The sequence below is a fragment of the Halarcobacter bivalviorum genome (genome assembly GCF_003346815.1).
GTDB classification, from domain to species: Bacteria; Campylobacterota; Campylobacteria; order Campylobacterales; family Arcobacteraceae; genus Halarcobacter; species Halarcobacter bivalviorum.
This window is the reverse complement of record NZ_CP031217.1, coordinates 2,487,088-2,507,408: the sequence shown is the minus strand read 5'-3', so window position 1 is coordinate 2,507,408 and position 20,321 is coordinate 2,487,088. Positions and strand designations below refer to the sequence as shown.

Here is a 20,321-nt window from a genome sequence, read left to right as displayed (position 1 = left end):
ACCTTGGTTAAGTTAGAAATACTAGAAGAACAAATACAAAAATATATGAAAAAGTATGAAACAAAAAGTTATTATGTTGAATATCTAAGAACTAAAAAATTTGGTTATCAAAAAATATTAGAAAACTTTTCAGGAGAAAATGTATTAGAACTAGGAAGTGATGGTGCAGCAACAAGTTCTATTTTAGTGAGATGGTCAAAGAGATTAACAATAGTAGATATGATTGATAAATTTACTTCTTTGATAAAAGAAGATTCTCTTTTAAAAGAAGCTATATTTATAAAGTCAAAATGGGAAGAGTTTATCCCTCAAGAACAATTTACAGATATTATTTTAACAGATTCTTTAGAGCATGTAGATAATCCTGTAGAGATTCTTACTTTAATTAAACAATGGCTTACAAAAGATGGGAAGATACATATAATTGTTCCAAATGCTCTTTCTTTTCATAGACTTATTGGTGTTGAAATGGGCTATTTAAATACACCTTATGATTTTAATGAGAATGATATAAGAGCAGAACATAAACGAGTTTATGATTATGATACTCTTATTCAAGATATAAAAGCTGCTAACTTAGTTGTTTCAAAACTAGAAGGTATACAATTAAAGTTTCTAACTGATACTCAATTAAGTACTTTACCTAATGAATATAAAGAAGCTTTAAATAAAATATCATCTATTGCTAATAAAAACTGTGCAGAACTTTATGCCTGCTGTCAAAAAAGTTAGTATGAAAACTCTTGCAATAATAACCCATAATATGTCTTTTGGTGGAGTGCAAAGAGTTGTAAAAAACCATATTGAGTACTTTAAAGATAACTATAAAATCACATTAATACTTTTTGAAAAGAAGATAGATTTTAAACTTCCTGAAGAGATTGAAATAATATTTTTAGATGAAAGAGTATTTGATTATAAAAAACTAATTCAAGAAAATAAAAATACTATTGTAAGTTTTGGAAAAGAGTTATTTGACTTTAGAGTTAATTCTTTAGTTTCTATTTTAAAAGATAAACAATTTGACACTATTATTTCCCATGAAGATTATAATAATCTTATTGCAACAAAAACAGTAGAAATTTTGAATTACAAAACAAATTTAATTTTAACTTCTCATATACAACAAGACTCTTATAAAAGAAATCTTATTCATCTATTAGATGCAGATTTTTATTATCAATCAATACCTATTTATTATAGAAATTATAAAATTATAACTGTAAGTAAAGGTGTTCATGATTATTTTTATAATAATTATAATTTAGAAACCTATTGTATTGAAAATGGAGTTAATATAAAAGAGGCACGAAAACAAGCAGAAGAAGAGTGCCAAGAGAAAAATTTTATTTTATGCATAGGAAGGATTGAATTTGTTCAAAAAGGACAAGATGATTTATTAAAAGCTTTTAAGCTAATATCTAAAGAAACTGATGTTCCATTACTTTTTATTGGGGATGGGAAAGATAAAGAAAAATTGGAAAAGATGATTTTAGAGTTTAATTTAATGAATCAAGTTAAAATCTTGACATTTGAAAAAAATCCATTTAAATATATGAAAAATGCAAGAGTTGTTGCCTTTCCTTCATATTATGAAGGTTTACCAAATACAATTTTAGAGTCATTAGCTGTAAGTGCTGCATTAGTAAGTTATGACTTTGAACCTTCGAGTAATGAATTATCAAAAGATGGTTATTATTTCCCTTTAGTAAAAAGAGGTGATATACAGACTTTAGGTAGTAAGCTTTTGGAAGTTATCACTAATAATAGTCTTGAAGAAAAAATGAGGCTTTTATCTTTTGAAAGAGCTATGGACTATAGTTTGGATAATATGTTAAATAAGTGGAATATTGTTATAGAAAAGTAGGATAAATGAATATTTTAGTAACAGGTGGAATAGGTTATATAGGAAGTCATGTAGTAAAGCAACTTTCAGAGAATAAAGATTTAAAAATAGTAGTTATAGATGATTTGATTAACAATAACTTTTCTACAGTTAATACTTTAGAAAAACTATTTTTAAAAGAGAATTTTGAGTTTATAAAACTTAATTTAAATGATTTTGAAGAGGTGGAAAAAATCTTTAAAAAGTATTCCTTCTTTGCTATTTTCCATTTTGCTGCATATACACAAGTTATTGAATCGATGAAAGAGCCTATAAAATATTATGAGAATAATACTTTGAATACTTTGAATTTAGTAAAACTAAGTTTAAAATATAAAGTAAATAAATTTATCTTTAGTTCAACTGCTGCTGTTTATGGAAATGTACATAAACAATTAATAGAAGAGAATGAAGTTTGTAATCCAATTAATGTTTATGGAAAGAGTAAATTATTAAGTGAAGAGATAATAAGAGATAGTGCAAAAGCTAATAAAGATTTTAAATTTATTATTCTTAGATATTTTAATGTAGCAGGGGCTAGTTTAGATAATAGTCTGGGTGAAATTCATGAACCAGAAACACATTTGATTCCCTTAGTGGCACAAACTGTTTTAGGAAAAAGAGAGAAAGTTCAAATTTATGGGGATACATATCCTACCGAAGATGGTACTTGTATAAGAGATTATATTCATATAGAAGATCTTGCCTCTGCACATATTCAAGCCTTAGAATATTTAAAAGAAGGAAATGATAGTGATATTTTCAATTGTGGATATGGGTATGGTTTTAGTGTAAAACAAATTATTGAAATGATGCAAAAAGTTAGTAATGTGAGATTTAATATAGAAGTAGTTGAAAAAAGAGAGGGTGAGCCTACAGTTTTAGTAGCAAATAGTAATAAAATTAAAAATAAATTTGCATGGAGTCCTAAATATAATGATTTAGAGCTAATCTGTAAAACAGCTTTAAATTGGGAAAAGAAACTTATGAGTATTTCTAAATAGGAAGTTTTATGTGTGGAATAGTAGGTTGTAATTTTAATACAGATAAATTTATAAAAGCAGTTGAATTAATAAATCATCGTGGTCCAGATAATTTAGGTTATGTTAATTTTGAAAATTTTTCTTTTGGACATACAAGACTTGCAATAATAGATTTAAATGAAGAGGCAAATCAACCAATGTCTTTTGATGATTTAATTATTACTTTTAACGGAGAAATTTATAATTATCAAGAACTTATAAAAGAAGAGAATTTAAATTGTATTACAAAATCAGATACAGAGGTTATAATTCGTCTTTATCAAAAATATGAGAGAGCATTTTTAAATAAATTAGAAGGAATGTTTTCTTTTTGTATTTTTGATAAAAAGAAAAAATCTTTTTTTTGTGCTAGAGATAGGTTTGGAAAAAAACCTTTTTATTTCTACTTCAAAGAAAAAAAATTTATTTATGCAAGTGAAATTAAATCTATTTTAAAACTTTTAGATTCTACTCCTATTTTTAATCAAAATGCATTTTCCGAATATCTTACTTTTTCTACACCTATTAATGGAAATACTTTCTATGAAGGAATAGAAAAACTTGAAGCTGGCTATTTTATATATTTAGACTCTACTACATTTATAAAAGAAAAATATTATGATATTGATAAGATAGAAGTATCAGAACAAAATGAAAAAGACATTGTAGATAAAATAGAAGACTTACTTATTAATTCTGTTAAACAAAGATTAGTTTCTGATGTAGAAGTAGCAACTTTACTTTCGGGAGGATTAGACTCTTCTTTAGTCTCTGCTTTGTATTCAAAATATAGTGATAAAAAAATAAATACTTTTTGTATAGGATATGATGAACATACCCACTATAGTGAGTTACCTTTTGCTAAACTAGTATCAAAACATATAAATTCAAATCACCATGAACTGATTATAGGAAGAAAAGATTTTATTGAGACTATAGATAAAATGTTAGACTTTGTAGATGAACCTTTTGCAGATAGTGCAGCAATTCCTACTTATTTAATAAGTCAGTATATAAACAAACAAGGAATAAAGGTTGCTTTATCAGGAGAAGGAAGTGATGAGAGCTTTTTAGGGTATGATAACTATTTTAAAGTGTTAGAATATTATAAAAATTTTGAGAAACCACAAGAGTTTGAATTTACAAAAGAATGGGAATATAATAAGCGAGCCTATTTTAATGAACCTATATATAGAATGTGTGGTGAAACTTTTTCTGAGGAACAGAAAAAAAGACTTTTATCTACTTATCAAGAAAAAAATCTAATAGAAAAATATAAAGTTGATTATGATCCAACCAGATGGTTAACTTATATAGATTTTAAAATTTGGATTGCTGAGGTTTTAATGACAAAAATTGACAGAATGTCAATGGCTAACTCTTTAGAATTAAGAGCACCTTTTTTAGACCATAAATTAGTAGAATATCTTCTAGGTGTAGATGAAAAAATTAAAAAGGGTAATACAAATAAGTATTTACTTAAAATAGTTGCTTCAAAATACTTACCTAAAGAGATAGTTCATAGACAAAAAAAAGGTTTTTCCTTCCCCTTTATTGAGTGGTTGCATGAAGAGTATAAAGAAGAGATTTTAGATACTATTTTAAAGGTTAATGAGAAAGAAGAGATTTTCAATAAAGACTTTGTAAAATTTATATATAATGAATCAAAAGAAAATAAATTTAAACAATATTTATGGAATTTATATATTTTTGCAAGATGGTTTAACAAGCACTATTAAGGGAGTAAATGCAATTATCAAAAGAAGATTTAACTATATTTAATGAGATAGAAAAAATAAGAGAAGAGATAAAAGCTCAAAGATTACCTATAATTCTTAAAGATTATGGTGCTGGAGACCCTGAAGATAATAGAGATGAAAAGCAGATGTATGAAGGTGTTGAAAAGAGTACAAATTCTTTTGATTTATGTTCTATTGGATTAAAAAATGAGTGGGCACAAAAACTTTATTTTTTAGTAAAAGAAAATAAACCAAAAAGACTTTTAGAGCTTGGAACTTGTTGTGGTTTTTCTAGTATTTATATGTCAAAAGCAAATAAAAATTCAACTATTTTTACTGTTGAAGGTGATTGTAATGTTGCTAAGCTTGCTTCAAATAATATTAAAAAAGCCAACTGTTCAAATATAAAACAATATATAGGAAAATTTCAAGATATTTTAGCTGACGTATTAGAAGAGATAGCTTTTATTGATTTTGCTTTTATTGATGGGCATCATGATAAAGATGCAACAATTAAATACTTTCATCAAATTAAACCTTTTTTAACAGAAAATGCAATTGTAGTTTTTGATGATATTTCATGGTCTGAAGGTATGAAAGAGGCTTGGGAAATTATAAAAAAAGATAGCTCAATTGAAAGAGTTGAAGATTTACAGAAACTTGGCATTTGTTATATAAATAAAGGTTGATTATGATTTGGTTTGATTTAGTTACTCCAAAATCTGTTTTATTTTTTATCCCTATTGTTAAAGAGATTGAAAAAAGAGGTAAAAAAGTTTTAATAACTGCTAGGGAGGGGAAGGATTACTCTGAAGTAGTAGAGCTATTAAAACTTTATAATATAGATTTTGTAAATAGAGGAGAGTTTGGTGGAGCTTGTTTAAAAGATAAACTCCATGCTTCAATTGAGAGACAAAAAGCACTTATGGAGTTTGTAACTATCTATGATATTGATAGGCTTGTCTGCCTATGTTCTGTTGATGCAAATAGAGTGGCATTTGGGCTAGGAATTCCAGTAATCAATTTTTATGATATTCCTTTATCAGACCATAATACAAATTTTAAAAAAGCACTTCCTCAAGCAAGACTTACTTTACCTTTATCAAGTAAAGTATTTAAACCTTTTGTTGTTCCTGATGAGATTTTTCTAAGATTTTCTTTAGATGAAGAACAAATCTTTGATTACAATTTTATTGATCCTGTAATTTGGTTAAAAAATTTCGAACCAGATTTTGAATATGTTAAAGATGTTCTTAAATCATATAATCTTGATTTATCAAAAAAGATGATTATTATTAGAGAAGAAGAGTATAAATCTTCTTATGTTGATAAAAAGTATCCTATTTTATATGAAGCATTAGAAGAGATTTACAATACAACAAATTCAAATATTATTATTATCCCAAGATATGAAAGTGCATATTTAAAAGAAGAATTTCCTTTTGCTACTGTACTTGAAGAAAAAATAGTAATTCAACATCTTTTAGCTTATGCTGATTTATTTATTGGTGGTGGAGGAACATTGAATACCGAAGCATGCTTTTTTAACACACCTACTATCTCAACAAGAAGTTTTATTTGTCATTATGATAAATTTCAAATAGATAATAATTTGATGTATTGGGTGAATACAAAAAAAGATTTATTGGAAACAGTAGAATTATTATTAACAAAGAAAAAAGAAAATAGAAATAATATTTTTTCAACTATGAATCTAGAAATAGATAAGATAGTAGATCAAATTTTAAATTAATTGATAAGGCTAAAAATGACAGAAACAGAGATTCAATTACAAACTGCATTGACAAATACTTTTTTGACAAACCTTGCTTTTTTAAGTGATTATGATAAAGAGCTTTATTTAAGAATTGATGGTTTATCTCAGGCTATAAATAATGGAGAATATAAAGAGAGATATTTTTTAGAATTTATTAAAGAAGAGGGTGAGTTTGATATTTTTGATGAAAAAGAGAATAGTTATATTTATGATAGAAAGCCAAATAAATTAATAAAAAAAGCTAAAAGTCTAGACTTTACTTCTAAAGGAAGTTTTTCAAATTTAAATAAAAAAGTTTTTACTGGACATAAATTTGATTTAGACATAGATTTAGAAAATCCTGTTTCTCTTACAGATGCAGTACAAATGATATTTAATAATACTTCTGAATATGTAGATATTTATAATGATAGAGTTGAAACTTATAGTACAAAAAAGTATAAGGAATTTAATAAGTTTATTATTATGGGAACTTTATTAGGTAGACATATACTGGATATACATAAAAAGTTTAAACCAGACCTTTATTTTATTTGTGAAGAGAATTTAGAGATATTTAGATTATCACTATTTGTATTAGATTACTCTCAATTTTTGAGGCAAGGAAGTGGTATTATTTTCTCAGTGATGGATGATGAAAGTCATTTTGATAGTAAAATCACATCTTTTTTACTTTATAAAGCTTATTCAAATTATTGTGTGAAATTTTTTACAAGTGATTATAATGTTTCTAATTTATTTGATAAAGTTGCAACTGCTTTTTCTTCAAATAATCCATTTGCTTATAGTTATATCTCTTCTTTATACAATCTAGTAAACAATGATAGTAAGCTTATTAGTAAATATAAAAGAGTAAATATTAAAGATATTGATATTGAGTTAACAAAAAAACCCATAATTTTTGTAGGCGCGGGACCTTCTTTATCTGAAGAGATTGATTGGTTACATAAAAATAAAGATAATTTTATAATTATTGCAATGGCAGCCTCTTTAAAAAAGTTAATTAATCATGATATTATTCCAGATATTATTACTACTGTTGATAGTAGTGAAGTGGATGTTTTAAAACAATTTGATTTTGAAAATACTTTAGAGTATATAAAAGATAAAATTGTTCTTGCCTCTTCTATGACTTCATATAATATTCTTGAGAACTTTAAACAAGAAAATGTATTTACTTTTGATGTAATGAGTAGTTTTTATTCTGAAACAGTTTTTTATAATGCTTATAGTGTTGGAGAAATGACTTTAAGTTGGCTTCTATCTTTAGATTGTAAAGAGATTTATCTTTTAGGATTAGATTTAGCTTTAAATCAAGATACAGGAGAAACTCATATTTCTGAACATGCTCTTTCTAAAAAATTAAAATTAGATAGTGATGAATTCTTTGTAGAAAAAGGTGGCTTTTTAAATAGTGATACAATGGAAGTTGCAGGAAACTTTTTAGAAAAAGTTTATACAACAAGAGTATTTCAACTTTCACTTAAAGCTTTAAATAATATAACAGAAGTATTACTTAAAGAAGAACAAAAACTATATAATTTATCAAAGCATGGTGCAAAAATTAATAAGGCAATTACTCTTTCTGCTGATGAAATAAAATTAAAAAAGATTGATAAAGATATTGTTTTATTAAAAGAAAAATTAGATGAAGTTACAAGAAAAAGCTTAACAGAAGAGGATATGGCTAAATTAAAAGATGAAGAAGTTGCTCTTCATGAGATTTTAACTTTTATAGCTGAACAAAAAAGTAGAAAAATAGCAAACTATGATGAATTCAAAGGGTATGTTATTGATTTATACAAATTCTATAATAAACAAGTATCAAGATTAGTTGCATCAAAACGATTTTTATCAATATATACTGATACAGTATTTATGTATATTAATTATTGTTTAAATGATAAGAGTATTAAAAAAGATATTAAGAAAATAGAAAAAACTTTAATTGTATATGAAAAACAAGTAAATAAAATGATAAATGATTATTTAAAATATAGTAAAAGAGTTAAAAATAATTGTTAATTAAAAAAATACAGCAACCTTTCGGTTACTGTATTTATGTATGAGATTATTATTGTAATAATCTTAATACGTTTTGCTGAGTTGCATTTGCTTGAGAAATAGCATATGAACCAGCTTGAGAAATAATGTTTTGTTTATTAAAGTTCGCAGACTCTTTTGCATAGTCAACGTCTCTAATAATAGACTCAGCAGCTTTAACGTTTGTAGCTTGAGTCATTAAGTTTCTAACTGCAGATTCAACTTGGTTTTGAGTAGAACCGATGTCCCCTCTATATCCATTCAGTTTTGAAATCGCATCATTAATTGCATCTTGGAAACCTTCAATATCAGTTCCACCAAAGTTTGAGTTCGATAAGTTTCCTAAAGTAGAACCAGCACTTAAAGCACCAGCTGCAGAAACAGAACTAGCTAAAGAACTTAATCCAAGACCAGTACTATTAGAAGTAATAGCACCTAAATCAATAGTACCACCATTAGTATAACTTTCACCAACTTGGAAAGATAAAGCAGTTGAACTTGAACTTCCTGTAGTGTTACCAATAAGTTGAGTACCATTATAGTTAGTAGATTTTGAAATATTATCTAACTGTCCTAATAATTTATCAATATCTTTAGCAATAGAAACTCTACCAGCTGCAGAAGTAGTATCTGTGTTAGCTTGGATAAGTTTAGCTTTGATAGTATCTAGAATATTAGATTGCTCAGCCATCGATTTATCAGCAATTTGTAATAAAGTAACTGCAGAGTTACCATTATCAATACCTTGATTGATTGAAGTAGCTTGAGTTCTTAATTTATCAGCAATCGCTAAACCAGAAGCATCATCTGAAGCTTTATTAATTTTAAGACCAGAAGATAATTTTTCTAACGAGTTTTGTAAGTTTCTGTTAGTATTTACTGCTGATTCTTGTGCGTTAATCGAAGATATATTTGTATTGATTCTCATAATAGATCCTTTCAATATTATGATACAAAAGTAAACAAATGTTTACAACTTTAAAACCTTCTTGTTTTACCAAGCATAGGACTTAAACCTTCGGAATCCATTGATCCCTAATAAACTTATACTGAAATTATGACACACCAATTCTTAAAGTTAGATTAAATTGAAAATATTTAAAGATTTTTTTCGAGTCTTATTCTAAAATAAATAAAATGGAAAAATAAAAAAGAGAAAAAAAAAGGTTACTTCTAGAAGAAGTAACCTATATAAAGGGTATGTAGAAAACTATTGTAATAATCTTAATACGTTTTGTTGAACATTATTTGCTTGAGACATAGCATAAGAACCAGCTTGCGAAATAATGTTTTGTTTATTAAAGTTCGCAGACTCTTTTGCATAGTCAACGTCTCTAATAATAGACTCAGCAGCTTTAACGTTTGTAGCTTGAGTCATTAAGTTTCTAACTGCAGATTCAATTTGGTTTTGAGTAGAACCGATGTCCCCTCTATATCCATTTAGTTTTGTAATAGCATTACCAATAGCATCTTGGAAACCTTCAATAGCAACACCACCAAAGTTTGCACCTGACAAGTTTCCTAAAGTAGAACCAGCACTTAAAGCACCAGCTGCAGAAACAGAACTAGCTAAAGATGTTAAACCAAGACCAGTACTATTAGAAGTAATAGCACCTAAATCAATAGTACCACCATTAGTATAACTTTCACCAACTTGGAAAGATAAAGCAGTTGAACTTGAACTTCCTGTAGTGTTACCAATAAGTTGAGTACCATTATAGTTAGTAGATCTTGAGATATTATCTAACTGTCCTAATAATTTATCAATATCTTTAGCAATAGAAACTCTACCAGCTGCAGAAGTAGTATCTGTGTTAGCTTGGATAAGTTTAGCTTTGATAGTATCTAGAATATTAGATTGCTCAGCCATCGATTTATCAGCAATTTGTAATAAAGTAACTGCAGAGTTACCATTATCAACTGCTTGGTTGATTGCTGTAGCTTGAGTTCTTAATTTATCAGCAATCGCTAAACCAGAAGCATCATCTGAAGCTTTATTAATTTTAAGACCAGAAGATAACTTTTCTAATGAACTTTTTAAGTTATTATTTGTGTTAACTGATGATTCTTGAGCTGTAAGAGATGATATATTTGTGTTGATTCTCATAATGTAGCCTTTACATTTTGTATATTACTTAATATTATCTAAGCTAAAATTAAATTTTGTTTAAAATAACCCCGCTTTCAATATGTTCTGTATATGAAAACTGATCAAAAAGTGCATAATTAATTATCTTATGTGTTTTTGTTAACTCTTTTAAGTCTCTATGTAAAGTTTCTGGATTACATGAGATATAAATAATTGTCTCAAACTGCTTGCTTAAGGCTCTTGTAGTATCATCTAAACCAGCTCTTGGAGGATCAACAAATATTGTATCAAAGTTGTACATCTTTAAATCAATATCTTTTAATCTTCTAAACTCTCTTTTACTTTCTAAAGCTTCTACAAACTCTTCTGCACTCATACGGATAAAATCTATATTTGAAATATTATTTAGTGAACAGTTTGTCAAGGCTGATTTTATAGAAGTTTTTGAAATTTCTGTTGCAAGTACTTTATTGAATTTTTGACTTAAAGGTATTGTAAAATTTCCTCCTCCACAATAAAGTTCACAAAGATCTTTTTCACTTTTTTCTATATTTCTTAAAACCCATTCAATCATTTTTACATTTACGTTTGTATTTGGTTGTGTAAAACCACCCTCTTTATATTGAAAATAAAAAGGTTTATCTTGGATTATCAAGGTTTCATTTATAAAGTCTTCACTTAATACCTCTTTTTGTTTTCTACTTCTTCCAATAATTTTTATATTCAACTCTTTTTCAAGTTCTTTAGCCTCTTGTAGCCAGCTTTCTTCTAATTTTTTATGGTAAATAAGTGTTACTAACATATCATCTATTGTAGAATTTAAAAACTCAACTGCAAAAAGTTTAAACTTTAATTCTTCATTATTTTTAATTCTTTCTAAAAGTTTTGGCATTAAATTAAAAATTGATTCAGATACGATTTGACATGAATCTATTTCTAAACTATTTTTATTAAAATCATTCATGGCATAAGAGATAGTAGGATTATTCTCATCATCAAAATTTTTCCAAATTCTAAATTCTGCTCTTGTACGGAAATGTTTTTCTTCACTTTTAATTATCTCAATATTTGGAATTTCAAAATCACTAAATCTATTTTTTTCTCTTTGTTTTTTATATTCAAGTTGTTCTTCATATGTTTTATCATAAAGAGTACAACTTGCACATTTTCCAAAATATTTACAATCCATTTTTACCTACTTCTTAAATTTATTTATATTAGATTATTCTTTTAATCTGATATTATATTCTATTTACTATAATACGCCCATGAAAGAAACTTTCCAACAACAATTACAAACACTTTTAAACTGTGATTTAAAAGAACTTTTTCCTCTTGCTCGAAGTATGAATAGAAAACTTAAGTTTTTTGTAGGACCTACAAATTCTGGGAAAACTTATAATGCAATGAAAGAGCTAAAAGAAGCAAACTCTGGTCTTTATTTAGCTCCTTTAAGATTACTTGCTTTAGAAGGACATGAAGAGTTAAAAGAGTCAGGAATAGAGAACTCTTTAATTACTGGTGAAGAACAACAAATAAATGAAGATGCCGCTCATGTTTGCTCAACAATTGAGATGTTAGATTTTAACCTTGATGTAGATGTGGCAATAATAGATGAAGTTCAAATGTTAGATGATGATGAACGAGGTTGGGCTTGGGTAAATGCTATTATTGGTTGTCCTGCAAAAACAGTTATTATGACTGGAAGTGTAAATGCCCTTGATGCAGTAAAAAAAATAGCTTCTTATTTAAATGAAGAGCTTGAAGTAGTAAAACATCAAAGAAAAACACCATTAAAAGTAATGGCAAGACATGTTTCTTTAGATAATTTAGAACCAGCGACTGCTCTTATTGCTTTTTCAAGAACAGATGTTTTAAAGTTAAAACAAAAACTACAAAAAAAGTATAGAGTATCTGTAATTTATGGAAATTTATCTCCTGAAGTTAGACGAGATGAAGCAAGGAGATTTAGGGAAAGAAAAAGTGATATATTAATTGCAACAGATGCTATTGCAATGGGGTTAAATTTACCAATTAAGAATATACTTTTTACAACAGATACAAAATTTGATGGGGTTAGTAGAAGAAAAATCACAGTAAACGAGATTGTTCAAATAGCTGGTCGTGCAGGAAGATACAAACTTTTTGATGTAGGTTTTTTAGGTGCAACAAGAAGAGATGTTTTATCTTATATAAAAGAGGAGTTTGAGCAACCTGTTAAGACTATTAAACCTCCATATAAAGTTAAAATTTCTACAGAACAATTACTTGAGTTAAGTAATCATATAAAAACAAAATCTTTAGTAAAAATTTTAAAGTTTTTTAAAACAAATATGAAGTTTGATGGTCCTTTTATTGCTTCAAATATCTCCTCTTTAATAGAGGCTTCTACTATTGTAGACAAAAGAGATAAATTAGATTTGGAAGAAAAATATTTATTAGCACAAGCTCCAATTACAACTAAATCAAAAATTATTTTACAAGCTTATGAAGCTTATATTGTAGCAGTTATTAAAAATAAAATTTGTAGATATAAACCTTCAATTACTTTACCAAAAAAAGCAGTTACTCAAAAGGATTTATTATTAGTTGAAGATGAAGTAAAAAAAATCTCTTTATATCTTTGGCTTTCTTATAAATTTCCAAATATTTTCGTTGATTATGAAAAGGCTTTAATTCTAAGAAATTCTTTTAATTCATTTATTGAAAAAAGTTTAAAAAGTAATTTAAAAGTAAATAATATTGAAGAGAAAAAAAAGTTTTTTAAACCAAGAAGACCCAGACGAAGATAATTAATTATTTTTTTGGTAGAATATAAGATTTAGGTAAAAGGCAAAACTTGAGGAAACGTATATGTTAGGTATGTTCAAAGGTGATAGTGCAGAGGCTTTACATAAAGAGCTTCTTAAAAACTATATTGATGAAAAGAAAATCCAATCGTTAATAAGCAGCGGTGTTGATATTAATAAAAAAGATGCAAAAGGTAGAACTTTATTATTTGAATTAGCTGCAAAAAGAAGAATTGAATCAATTAAAATATTAATTAAAAATGGTATTGATATTAATGCTGAGGATAATTACGGGAAAACAGTATTAAGTGAAGCTGCTGATAAGATGGATGGAATGATGATAAGATTCCTTCTTGATAATGGAGCTAGCGTAAATCATATTAACTCTTCAGGAAGAACAGTACTTCAAGATGCCGCATTAGAAGAGAATGATAAAGTATTTAAAATCTTAATGGCTCATAATCCAGACCTTTCTATTACTGACCACTATGGAAGAACAGTTCTTTTTGATGCTGTCGAGGGTGGAAATTTAGAAATCATAAAAGAAGTAGTAAATAATATTGAAGATATAAATACTGTTGATAATAATGGACAAACAGTACTATTTCATTCTGTTTTAAAAGATGACGATAATATAACAAAATATTTAATTACAAACGGAATAGATGTAAATATTTTAGATAAAAAAAGACAAAATGTTTTGTTTAATGCTGTTGTTTTAGGTTCTCAAGCAATTTCTACAATTGAGCTTTTATTAGAAGCTGGGGTAAAACTAAATATTAAAGATTATGCAGATAAAACTCTTCTTGACGAAATTTTAAAAATTTTAGCAATCTCTAAATTAGATGAAATAAAAGTAGAAGGTAAATATAGATTTGTAGACCCTACTAGAAACTATTTAAAACTAACAGGATTTCTAATTGATAGTGGACTTGCGATTAATAGAACAGATTCACAAGGAAAAACAGTTTTATACAAAGAAGTTGAAAGAGAGAATTATGACACAATAGATTTTCTTTTAGCTTCTGGTGCAGATATTAATGCTCAGGATAATGAAGGAAGAACAGTTCTTTTTGATGCTGTTTTAAAAGGTCCTAGAAATATGAATATGATAGACCATTTAATTGCAAATGGAGTAGATATTGATCATAGAGATTTTTCTGAGAGAACAGTTATTGATGATTTATGTGAAGCAGTTTTAATTACAAGTAATAATAAAAAACCAAGTTTAAAAAGATTTTTAGAGTTACGAGAAGAAGAGGATTATTTTGGTTTATTAAAGAAGATGCTTCTGTTTAAACCAAAAATCAATCTGCCAAGAGCTGATGGAAAAACATTAATTTTTGATTTAGTAAATGAGAATAATTTAGACTTAATTAAGCATGTAGTTAATGCTGGTGCAGATTTAAATGTAGAAGACAAGGAAGGGAATACTCCTTTATCTTTCATGATTGATAATGGTTTAAAAATTGTAAATCAAAGAGAAAAAGAACATTTCTTAGAAAGATTAGTTTTCTTATTAAAATTTAGAGTTGATATTAATACTGTAGATAAAGATGGAAGAACAATTTTCCATAAAGCAGTTATGGCTGATGATATTGAAGTAGTAGAAAAACTTCTTACAAAAAAAACAAGTTTAGAAATAAGAGATAAGCAAGGAAGAACAGCTTTACATCATACTCAGTGGAAAGGTAATTATAAAATTGCGAGGCTTTTAATTGCAGCAGGAGCTGATATTAATGCTGCTGATTATGCAGGTTTTACTATTTTAAATTATGCTGCAATTTTAGGGCATGCAAGATTAGTAATTGTTCTAATTGCTTCTGGGGTATTAATGTATAACCACAATAAAAAGAGTAAGTCAGTTGCAAAGTTTTTCAAAGAAAGAGAAAGCAATTTAGATAAATTAGTTAATTCAAATATAACTGATGAAAAAATGAAAAAAGCTTTACAAGAAGTTGTGACAAATTTAAAAAAAGAGATAGATGATTCTTTAAAGGGATAATATTTTATGACAAATAAATCAATAATAATTTTAGCTGCAGGTGCAGGAACAAGAATGAAATCAACAACACCAAAGGTTTTACATAAAATCTCTGGTAAACCAATGTTATATTACTCTATAAAAGAGGCTTTAAAATTAAGTGATGATGTAACAGTTGTTTTATATCATCAAGCACAAAGAGTTAAAGAAGAGATTGAAAAATATTTTCAAAATATAAATTTTGTAATACAAGACCATGAAAATTATCCAGGAACTGGTGGAGCAGTTATGGGTATTACACCAAAATATGAAAAAACACTAGTTTTAAATGGGGATATGCCATTAATTCAAGCAAGTGAATTAGAGAAATTTGATATGGATGCAACAATAGTTATGTCTGTATTACAATTAGATGATGCTTCTGGATATGGAAGAGTTGTTATTGAAAATGGGAATGTAAAAAAAATAGTAGAACAAAAAGATGCTTCAGAAGAAGAACTTAAAATTACAAGTGCAAATGCAGGTATTTACCAGTTTGATACAGAATTCTTATTAGAAAACTTACCAAAATTATCAAATAATAATGCTCAAAAAGAGTACTACATTACTGACTTAGTAGAGATGGCAATTAATGAAGGGAAAGCTTTAAAACCAATTGTTGTAAGTGAAGAGAATTTTAAAGGTGTTAATTCAAAAGTAGAGTTAGCAGATGCAGAAGTAATTCACCAAAATAGAATTAAAAAAGCTTTTCTTCAAGAGGGTGTGATAATGAGACTACCTGATACTATTTATATAGAAGAGGGTGTTCAAATTGAGGGTGAATCGATTTTAGAAAATGGAGTTACTCTTCTTGGAAATACTAAAATAGTAAACTCTCATATTAAAACAAATACAGTGATAGAAGACTCTATTTTAATAGATTCAGATGCTGGACCAATGGCAAGAATTAGACCAGGAAGTGAATTAAATGCTACTCATATTGGAAATTTCGTAGAAACAAAAAAAGCAAAACTAACTGGTGTAAAAGCAGGGCATTTAACATACCTTGGGGATTGTGAAATTGATGAGGGTACAAACATTGGTTGTGGAACAATTACTTGCAATTATGATGGAATCAATAAATATAAAACAATTATTGGTAAAAATGTATTTGTAGGTAGTGATACACAATTTGTAGCTCCAATTAATGTTGAAGATGATGTAATTATTGGTGCTGGAAGTACAGTAACAAGTGATCTAAAAAAAGGTCAACTTTATACAACAAGAGCTAAAAAAAGAGTTGTAGAAGGTTATTTCTATAAACACTTTGAGGCAAAAAAGTAGGAATCATGCTTTTAAAAGATAAGAATATTTTAGTTTGCGTAACAGGTTCAATTGCAGTATATAAAAGTTTAGAGTTAATAAGATTATATGTAAAAGCAGGAGCAAATGTAAAAGTTCTTATGACAGAAGCTTCTCAACGTTTTGTAACTAAACTATCTTTTGAAGCAATCTCTCAAAATAGAGTCTTAGATGAGAGTTCTGAATCTTGGGAAAAGAATCAAGAATTAAATCATATTGATATTGGAAAATGGGCAGAAGTTTTAGTTCTTGCTCCTTGTAGTGCAAATACAATAAATAAAATAGCAAATGGAATAGCTGATAATTTATTAACTCAAACAGTATTAGCTTTTAAGGGTAAAAAACTTATCTCTCCTGCAGCTAATACAAATATGATTGAAAATCCAGTTACTTTAGAGAGCTTAAAAAAGTTAAAAACTTTAGATTTTAAAATTATTGATTCTCAAATAAAAGAGTTAGCTTGTAAAGATGTGGGAAATGGTGCAATGGCAGAGCCAGAAACTATTTTTTATGAAACAGCAAGAGAGTTATTAAAAACTAATTATTGGTCAAATAGAAGTGCTATTTTAAGTGGTGGTGGTACTATTGAAAAGATTGATGATGTGAGATATATCTCAAATTATTCATCTGGAAAAATGGCAGCTTCATTAGCTCTTGCTTTATATTTAAAAGGTGCAAAAGTAAGTATTGTAAGTACACGAGGACATGAAAATCTTCCTTTAGGCATAGAAAAAATCAGTGTTCAAAGCTCTCAACAGATGTATGAGGACTTAGTAATTCTTACTAATAAAGCAAAAAAAGAGAATAAAAAACCTTATCTTTTTATGGTAGCTGCTGTTAGTGATTATCTTCCTGAAAATGACTTCTTAGGAAAAATGAAAAAAGAGATGATAGGAAATTCTTGGAAATTAAATTTAAAACAAAATATGGATATTTTAAACTCAATAGATAAAGAGGGTTTAATCTCAATTGGTTTTAAAGCTGAAATGGATGAAGTTGTTGCAGAAGAGAATGCTTGTAAAATGCTTCAAGAAAAATCTCTGGATGGAGTTTGTTTAAATATCTTAAAAGATAAATCCTCTTTTGGTACAAATGATAATGAAATTGAGTTAATTTTAAAAGAAGAGAGTTTCTCTTTTTCTGGAGAAAAAGGTGAACTTTCATTACAGCTTATTGAAAAGCTAGCACAAAAGTTTGCTGATGAGTAATCTTAATCAAATAGTACCTACACATATTGCTATGATTATGGATGGTAATGGAAGATGGGCAAAAGAGAAAGGTTTAAAAAGAACTGCAGGACATGAAGAGGGTGCAAAAACAGTTAGAAGAGTAACAAAACACTGTTCTAAACTTGGAGTTAAGTATCTTACTTTATATGCTTTTTCAACAGAAAACTGGGCAAGACCAAAACTTGAAGTAGAATTTCTAATGAAACTTTTAGAAAAATATTTAAAAAGTGAATTAGAGGTTTATTTAGAGAATTCAATTTGTTTTAAAGCAATTGGAGATTTATCAAAATTTTCAAACTCTTTACAAAAAATTATCAAACAAACAGAAGAGCTAACAGCTAATGGAAAAAATCTTACTCAAATTTTAGCATTAAATTATGGTTCACAAGATGAGATTTTAAGAGCTATAAAAAAGTTAAATGAAAAAAACTTAGAAGTTACAAAAGAGAATTTTGAATCATGTCTTGATACAGCTGGAATACCTGATGTTGATATGCTTATAAGAACAAGTGGTGAAATTAGATTATCAAACTACTTACTTTGGCAAAATGCATATGCAGAACTTTTTTTTACAAATACATATTGGCCCGAGTTTACAACAAATGAACTTGATGATATGATTAGTGATTTTATAAATAGAGAAAGACGATTTGGCGCTATTTAGTTTTATTTTTGGATTAGCTTTTGGCTCTTTTTTAAATGTTTTAATTTTAAGATTGCCAAAAAATGAATCCATTTTAAAGCCAAGTTCTTGTCCTAATTGTAATCAAAAAATTTCTTGGTACAATAATATTCCTCTTATCTCTTTTCTTTTATTAAAAGGGACTTCTTCTTGCTGTAAAGAAAAAATCTCTTTTCATTATCCTTTTGTTGAGTTATTAACTGCTTTGATAACTCTTTTTTTATTTATAAAATTAGAAATAAGTTATAGTTTTTTCTTCTCTCTTATATTTTTTTATATTTTGATTGTTTTATCTTTTATTGATTTAAAATATAAAGCAGTTCCTGATTATCTGTTGTTAATACTTTTTATTTTCTCTTTTTTTATGACAGAACACTCTTTTTTAGAAGCAATTAAAGCAGCTTGTATTATTGCAGGAGCATTTGTTTTATTAAATTTTTTAATCTCTTTTTATATTCAAAATATAAAAGCAAAGATATTAAAAGACGAGAGTTTAAAAACACAAGAGGCTTTAGGAGAAGGAGATATTCCTGTTTTAGCAAGTTTCGCAATAGTCCTTGGAATCAATGCTTCTTTAATAGCTATATTTTTTGCGGCACTTTTTGCTATAATTCCATCAATATACAATACATATAAAAATAAAGATATTGAAATACCTTTTATTCCCTTTTTATCTTTAGGTTTTATAGTTGAATACTTTTTAGAAATTACAAAGGTCATTTTTTGAAATTAAAACAATATTTACTTAATCAGTTTACACATACATTTTTACCTATATTTTTAGGTCTTTATTTTATTACTTCAATTATATTTTTAGTAAAAATAGCAGCTTTAACTTCTGTAATTACTATGAATGTTCTAGAATTATTAAGACTTTATATGTATGTTATTCCTACAATTATTTTTTATACTCTACCTATTTCTTTTTTTATCTCTTTAGTTATTACTTTAGGTAAATTATCAAGTGAATATGAGCTTATAGTTATTACTTCATTTGGATTAAATCCTTTAAAGATTTTAAAAATATTTTTACCTATAACTTTTATTTTATCACTTGCTTTACTATTTATTTCTGTTGGTTTAATTCCAAAAGCTAAATTCCTAAATGAACGGTTTTTAGATCAGAAACAAAAAGAAGCAAACTTCAATATTAGAGCCTCAGAATTTGGACAAAAATTTGGAGATTGGCTAATTTATATTGATGGAAAAAAAGATAAAACATATGAAGAGGTTAAACTTTTTAAAACTGAAAATAATAAAGATCAATTCATTATCTCAAAAAGTGCAAAATTGGTAAATGAGCAAGGTGAATTAAGTTTTAAATTATATGAAGGAAAATCTTTTTTTATAGATAGAGAAGAGTTAAATCAAATCAATTATGCTCAATTAGATATAAATGATTCTGTGAATAAAAACAAACAAAATATTTTTACAGATAGTTATACTTTTTGGAAGCAATCAATAGCAGAAGATTATCAAGTGGATAAATTCTCTTTTTATATTTTAACTTCTTTATTTCCTTTAATCTCACTATTTTTAGTAGTTGCTTTTGGTTATTATAATCCAAGGTATGAGAAAAATAAAGCTGTTTCTTATGCAATGGTTTCAGTTGTTGTTTTTTATATTTTTATGGAAATTTTAACAGAAAATTTACTTCTTCACTCTTTATATATTGTTCCTATTTCTTGGACAATTCTTACTTATTTTGTTTATTCAAAGATGGTAAAACAACAATATTAAT

Annotated in this window: 17 protein-coding genes; 14 read left to right on the top strand and 3 right to left on the bottom strand. The window is 26.9% G+C overall.

From position 1 onward, the window contains the following. Window positions 1–3: 3 nt before the first annotated feature. From ABIV_RS12620 to ABIV_RS12590, 7 genes are read left to right on the top strand one after another with little or no spacing between them, the layout of a single operon-like run. Window positions 4–732: a methyltransferase domain-containing protein gene (locus tag ABIV_RS12620; RefSeq protein WP_114840229.1), complete on the top strand. Its 729-nt coding sequence runs from the start codon at window positions 4–6 to the stop codon at window positions 730–732. Between the two features lies 1 nt (window position 733). Then, window positions 734–1,867, top strand: a complete 1,134-nt coding sequence (locus ABIV_RS12615) for a glycosyltransferase (RefSeq protein WP_162918021.1) — start codon at window positions 734–736, stop codon at window positions 1,865–1,867. Window positions 1,868–1,872: 5 nt separating this feature from the next. Further along, the gene (gene galE, locus ABIV_RS12610; RefSeq protein WP_114840227.1) at window positions 1,873–2,889 is read left to right on the top strand and encodes a UDP-glucose 4-epimerase GalE; all 1,017 of its coding nucleotides are present in this window, start codon (window positions 1,873–1,875) and stop codon (window positions 2,887–2,889) included. A gap of 8 nt (window positions 2,890–2,897) precedes the next feature. Then, on the top strand, window positions 2,898–4,646 hold the full coding sequence (gene asnB, locus ABIV_RS12605) for an asparagine synthase (glutamine-hydrolyzing) (protein WP_114840226.1): 1,749 nt from the start codon (window positions 2,898–2,900) through the stop codon (window positions 4,644–4,646). An 8-nt stretch (window positions 4,647–4,654) separates the two neighbouring features. Beyond that, window positions 4,655–5,335: an O-methyltransferase gene (locus ABIV_RS12600; RefSeq protein ID WP_114840225.1), complete on the top strand. Its 681-nt coding sequence runs from the start codon at window positions 4,655–4,657 to the stop codon at window positions 5,333–5,335. A gap of 2 nt (window positions 5,336–5,337) precedes the next feature. Beyond that, complete coding sequence (locus tag ABIV_RS12595; protein WP_114840224.1) at window positions 5,338–6,399, top strand: DUF354 domain-containing protein; 1,062 nt, start codon at window positions 5,338–5,340, stop codon at window positions 6,397–6,399. A gap of 15 nt (window positions 6,400–6,414) precedes the next feature. After that, complete coding sequence (locus ABIV_RS12590) at window positions 6,415–8,448, top strand: motility associated factor glycosyltransferase family protein (protein WP_114840223.1); 2,034 nt, start codon at window positions 6,415–6,417, stop codon at window positions 8,446–8,448. 49 nt (window positions 8,449–8,497) lie between these two features. Here the strand turns inward: ABIV_RS12590 and ABIV_RS12585 are convergent, their stop codons facing one another. From ABIV_RS12585 to trmA, 3 genes are all read right to left on the bottom strand, one after another. Continuing rightward, the gene (locus ABIV_RS12585) at window positions 8,498–9,394 is read right to left on the bottom strand and encodes a flagellin N-terminal helical domain-containing protein (RefSeq protein WP_114840222.1); all 897 of its coding nucleotides are present in this window, start codon (window positions 9,392–9,394) and stop codon (window positions 8,498–8,500) included. Between the two features lie 282 nt (window positions 9,395–9,676). Then, window positions 9,677–10,573, bottom strand: a complete 897-nt coding sequence (locus ABIV_RS12580) for a flagellin N-terminal helical domain-containing protein (protein ID WP_114840221.1) — start codon at window positions 10,571–10,573, stop codon at window positions 9,677–9,679. A gap of 49 nt (window positions 10,574–10,622) precedes the next feature. Beyond that, window positions 10,623–11,744: a tRNA (uridine(54)-C5)-methyltransferase TrmA gene (gene trmA, locus ABIV_RS12575; RefSeq protein ID WP_114840220.1), complete on the bottom strand. Its 1,122-nt coding sequence runs from the start codon at window positions 11,742–11,744 to the stop codon at window positions 10,623–10,625. Window positions 11,745–11,823: 79 nt separating this feature from the next. Between trmA and ABIV_RS12570 the strand changes: the two genes are divergently transcribed. The 7 genes from ABIV_RS12570 (at window position 11,824) to ABIV_RS12540 (ending at window position 20,320) form a co-directional block, all read left to right on the top strand. Beyond that, window positions 11,824–13,347: a helicase-related protein gene (locus ABIV_RS12570; RefSeq protein ID WP_114840219.1), complete on the top strand. Its 1,524-nt coding sequence runs from the start codon at window positions 11,824–11,826 to the stop codon at window positions 13,345–13,347. A gap of 61 nt (window positions 13,348–13,408) precedes the next feature. Next, window positions 13,409–15,349 (top strand): ankyrin repeat domain-containing protein, encoded by a 1,941-nt coding sequence (locus ABIV_RS12565; protein WP_205526934.1) that lies wholly within the window; start codon window positions 13,409–13,411, stop codon window positions 15,347–15,349. Window positions 15,350–15,355: 6 nt separating this feature from the next. Beyond that, window positions 15,356–16,651: a bifunctional UDP-N-acetylglucosamine diphosphorylase/glucosamine-1-phosphate N-acetyltransferase GlmU gene (gene glmU / locus ABIV_RS12560; protein ID WP_114840218.1), complete on the top strand. Its 1,296-nt coding sequence runs from the start codon at window positions 15,356–15,358 to the stop codon at window positions 16,649–16,651. A 5-nt stretch (window positions 16,652–16,656) separates the two neighbouring features. Then, window positions 16,657–17,877 (top strand): bifunctional phosphopantothenoylcysteine decarboxylase/phosphopantothenate--cysteine ligase CoaBC, encoded by a 1,221-nt coding sequence (gene coaBC / locus ABIV_RS12555; RefSeq protein ID WP_114840217.1) that lies wholly within the window; start codon window positions 16,657–16,659, stop codon window positions 17,875–17,877. Further along, on the top strand, window positions 17,870–18,562 hold the full coding sequence (locus ABIV_RS12550; protein ID WP_162918020.1) for a di-trans,poly-cis-decaprenylcistransferase: 693 nt from the start codon (window positions 17,870–17,872) through the stop codon (window positions 18,560–18,562). The genes coaBC and ABIV_RS12550 overlap by 8 nt, the downstream gene beginning before the upstream one ends. Then, a complete protein-coding gene (locus tag ABIV_RS12545) occupies window positions 18,549–19,307 on the top strand; it encodes a prepilin peptidase (protein WP_114840215.1) in 759 nt (252 codons plus the stop codon). Before ABIV_RS12550 ends, ABIV_RS12545 begins: the two co-directional genes overlap by 14 nt. Next, window positions 19,304–20,320, top strand: a complete 1,017-nt coding sequence (locus ABIV_RS12540; RefSeq protein WP_114840214.1) for an LptF/LptG family permease — start codon at window positions 19,304–19,306, stop codon at window positions 20,318–20,320. Before ABIV_RS12545 ends, ABIV_RS12540 begins: the two co-directional genes overlap by 4 nt. Window position 20,321 lies beyond the last annotated feature (1 nt).

Coding starts and splice junctions, on each gene's coding strand:
- ABIV_RS12600 (WP_114840225.1), top strand. CDS start 4,655: ATGCAATTATCAAAAGAAGATTTAACTATATTTAATGAGATAGAAAAA.
- glmU (WP_114840218.1), top strand. CDS start 15,356: ATGACAAATAAATCAATAATAATTTTAGCTGCAGGTGCAGGAACAAGA.
- ABIV_RS12595 (WP_114840224.1), top strand. CDS start 5,338: ATGATTTGGTTTGATTTAGTTACTCCAAAATCTGTTTTATTTTTTATC.
- trmA (WP_114840220.1), bottom strand. CDS start 11,744: ATGGATTGTAAATATTTTGGAAAATGTGCAAGTTGTACTCTTTATGAT.
- ABIV_RS12550 (WP_162918020.1), top strand. CDS start 17,870: ATGAGTAATCTTAATCAAATAGTACCTACACATATTGCTATGATTATG.
- ABIV_RS12615 (WP_162918021.1), top strand. CDS start 734: ATGAAAACTCTTGCAATAATAACCCATAATATGTCTTTTGGTGGAGTG.
- ABIV_RS12590 (WP_114840223.1), top strand. CDS start 6,415: ATGACAGAAACAGAGATTCAATTACAAACTGCATTGACAAATACTTTT.
- ABIV_RS12585 (WP_114840222.1), bottom strand. CDS start 9,394: ATGAGAATCAATACAAATATATCTTCGATTAACGCACAAGAATCAGCA.
- ABIV_RS12565 (WP_205526934.1), top strand. CDS start 13,409: ATGTTAGGTATGTTCAAAGGTGATAGTGCAGAGGCTTTACATAAAGAG.
- coaBC (WP_114840217.1), top strand. CDS start 16,657: ATGCTTTTAAAAGATAAGAATATTTTAGTTTGCGTAACAGGTTCAATT.
- galE (WP_114840227.1), top strand. CDS start 1,873: ATGAATATTTTAGTAACAGGTGGAATAGGTTATATAGGAAGTCATGTA.
- ABIV_RS12580 (WP_114840221.1), bottom strand. CDS start 10,573: ATGAGAATCAACACAAATATATCATCTCTTACAGCTCAAGAATCATCA.
- asnB (WP_114840226.1), top strand. CDS start 2,898: ATGTGTGGAATAGTAGGTTGTAATTTTAATACAGATAAATTTATAAAA.
- ABIV_RS12570 (WP_114840219.1), top strand. CDS start 11,824: ATGAAAGAAACTTTCCAACAACAATTACAAACACTTTTAAACTGTGAT.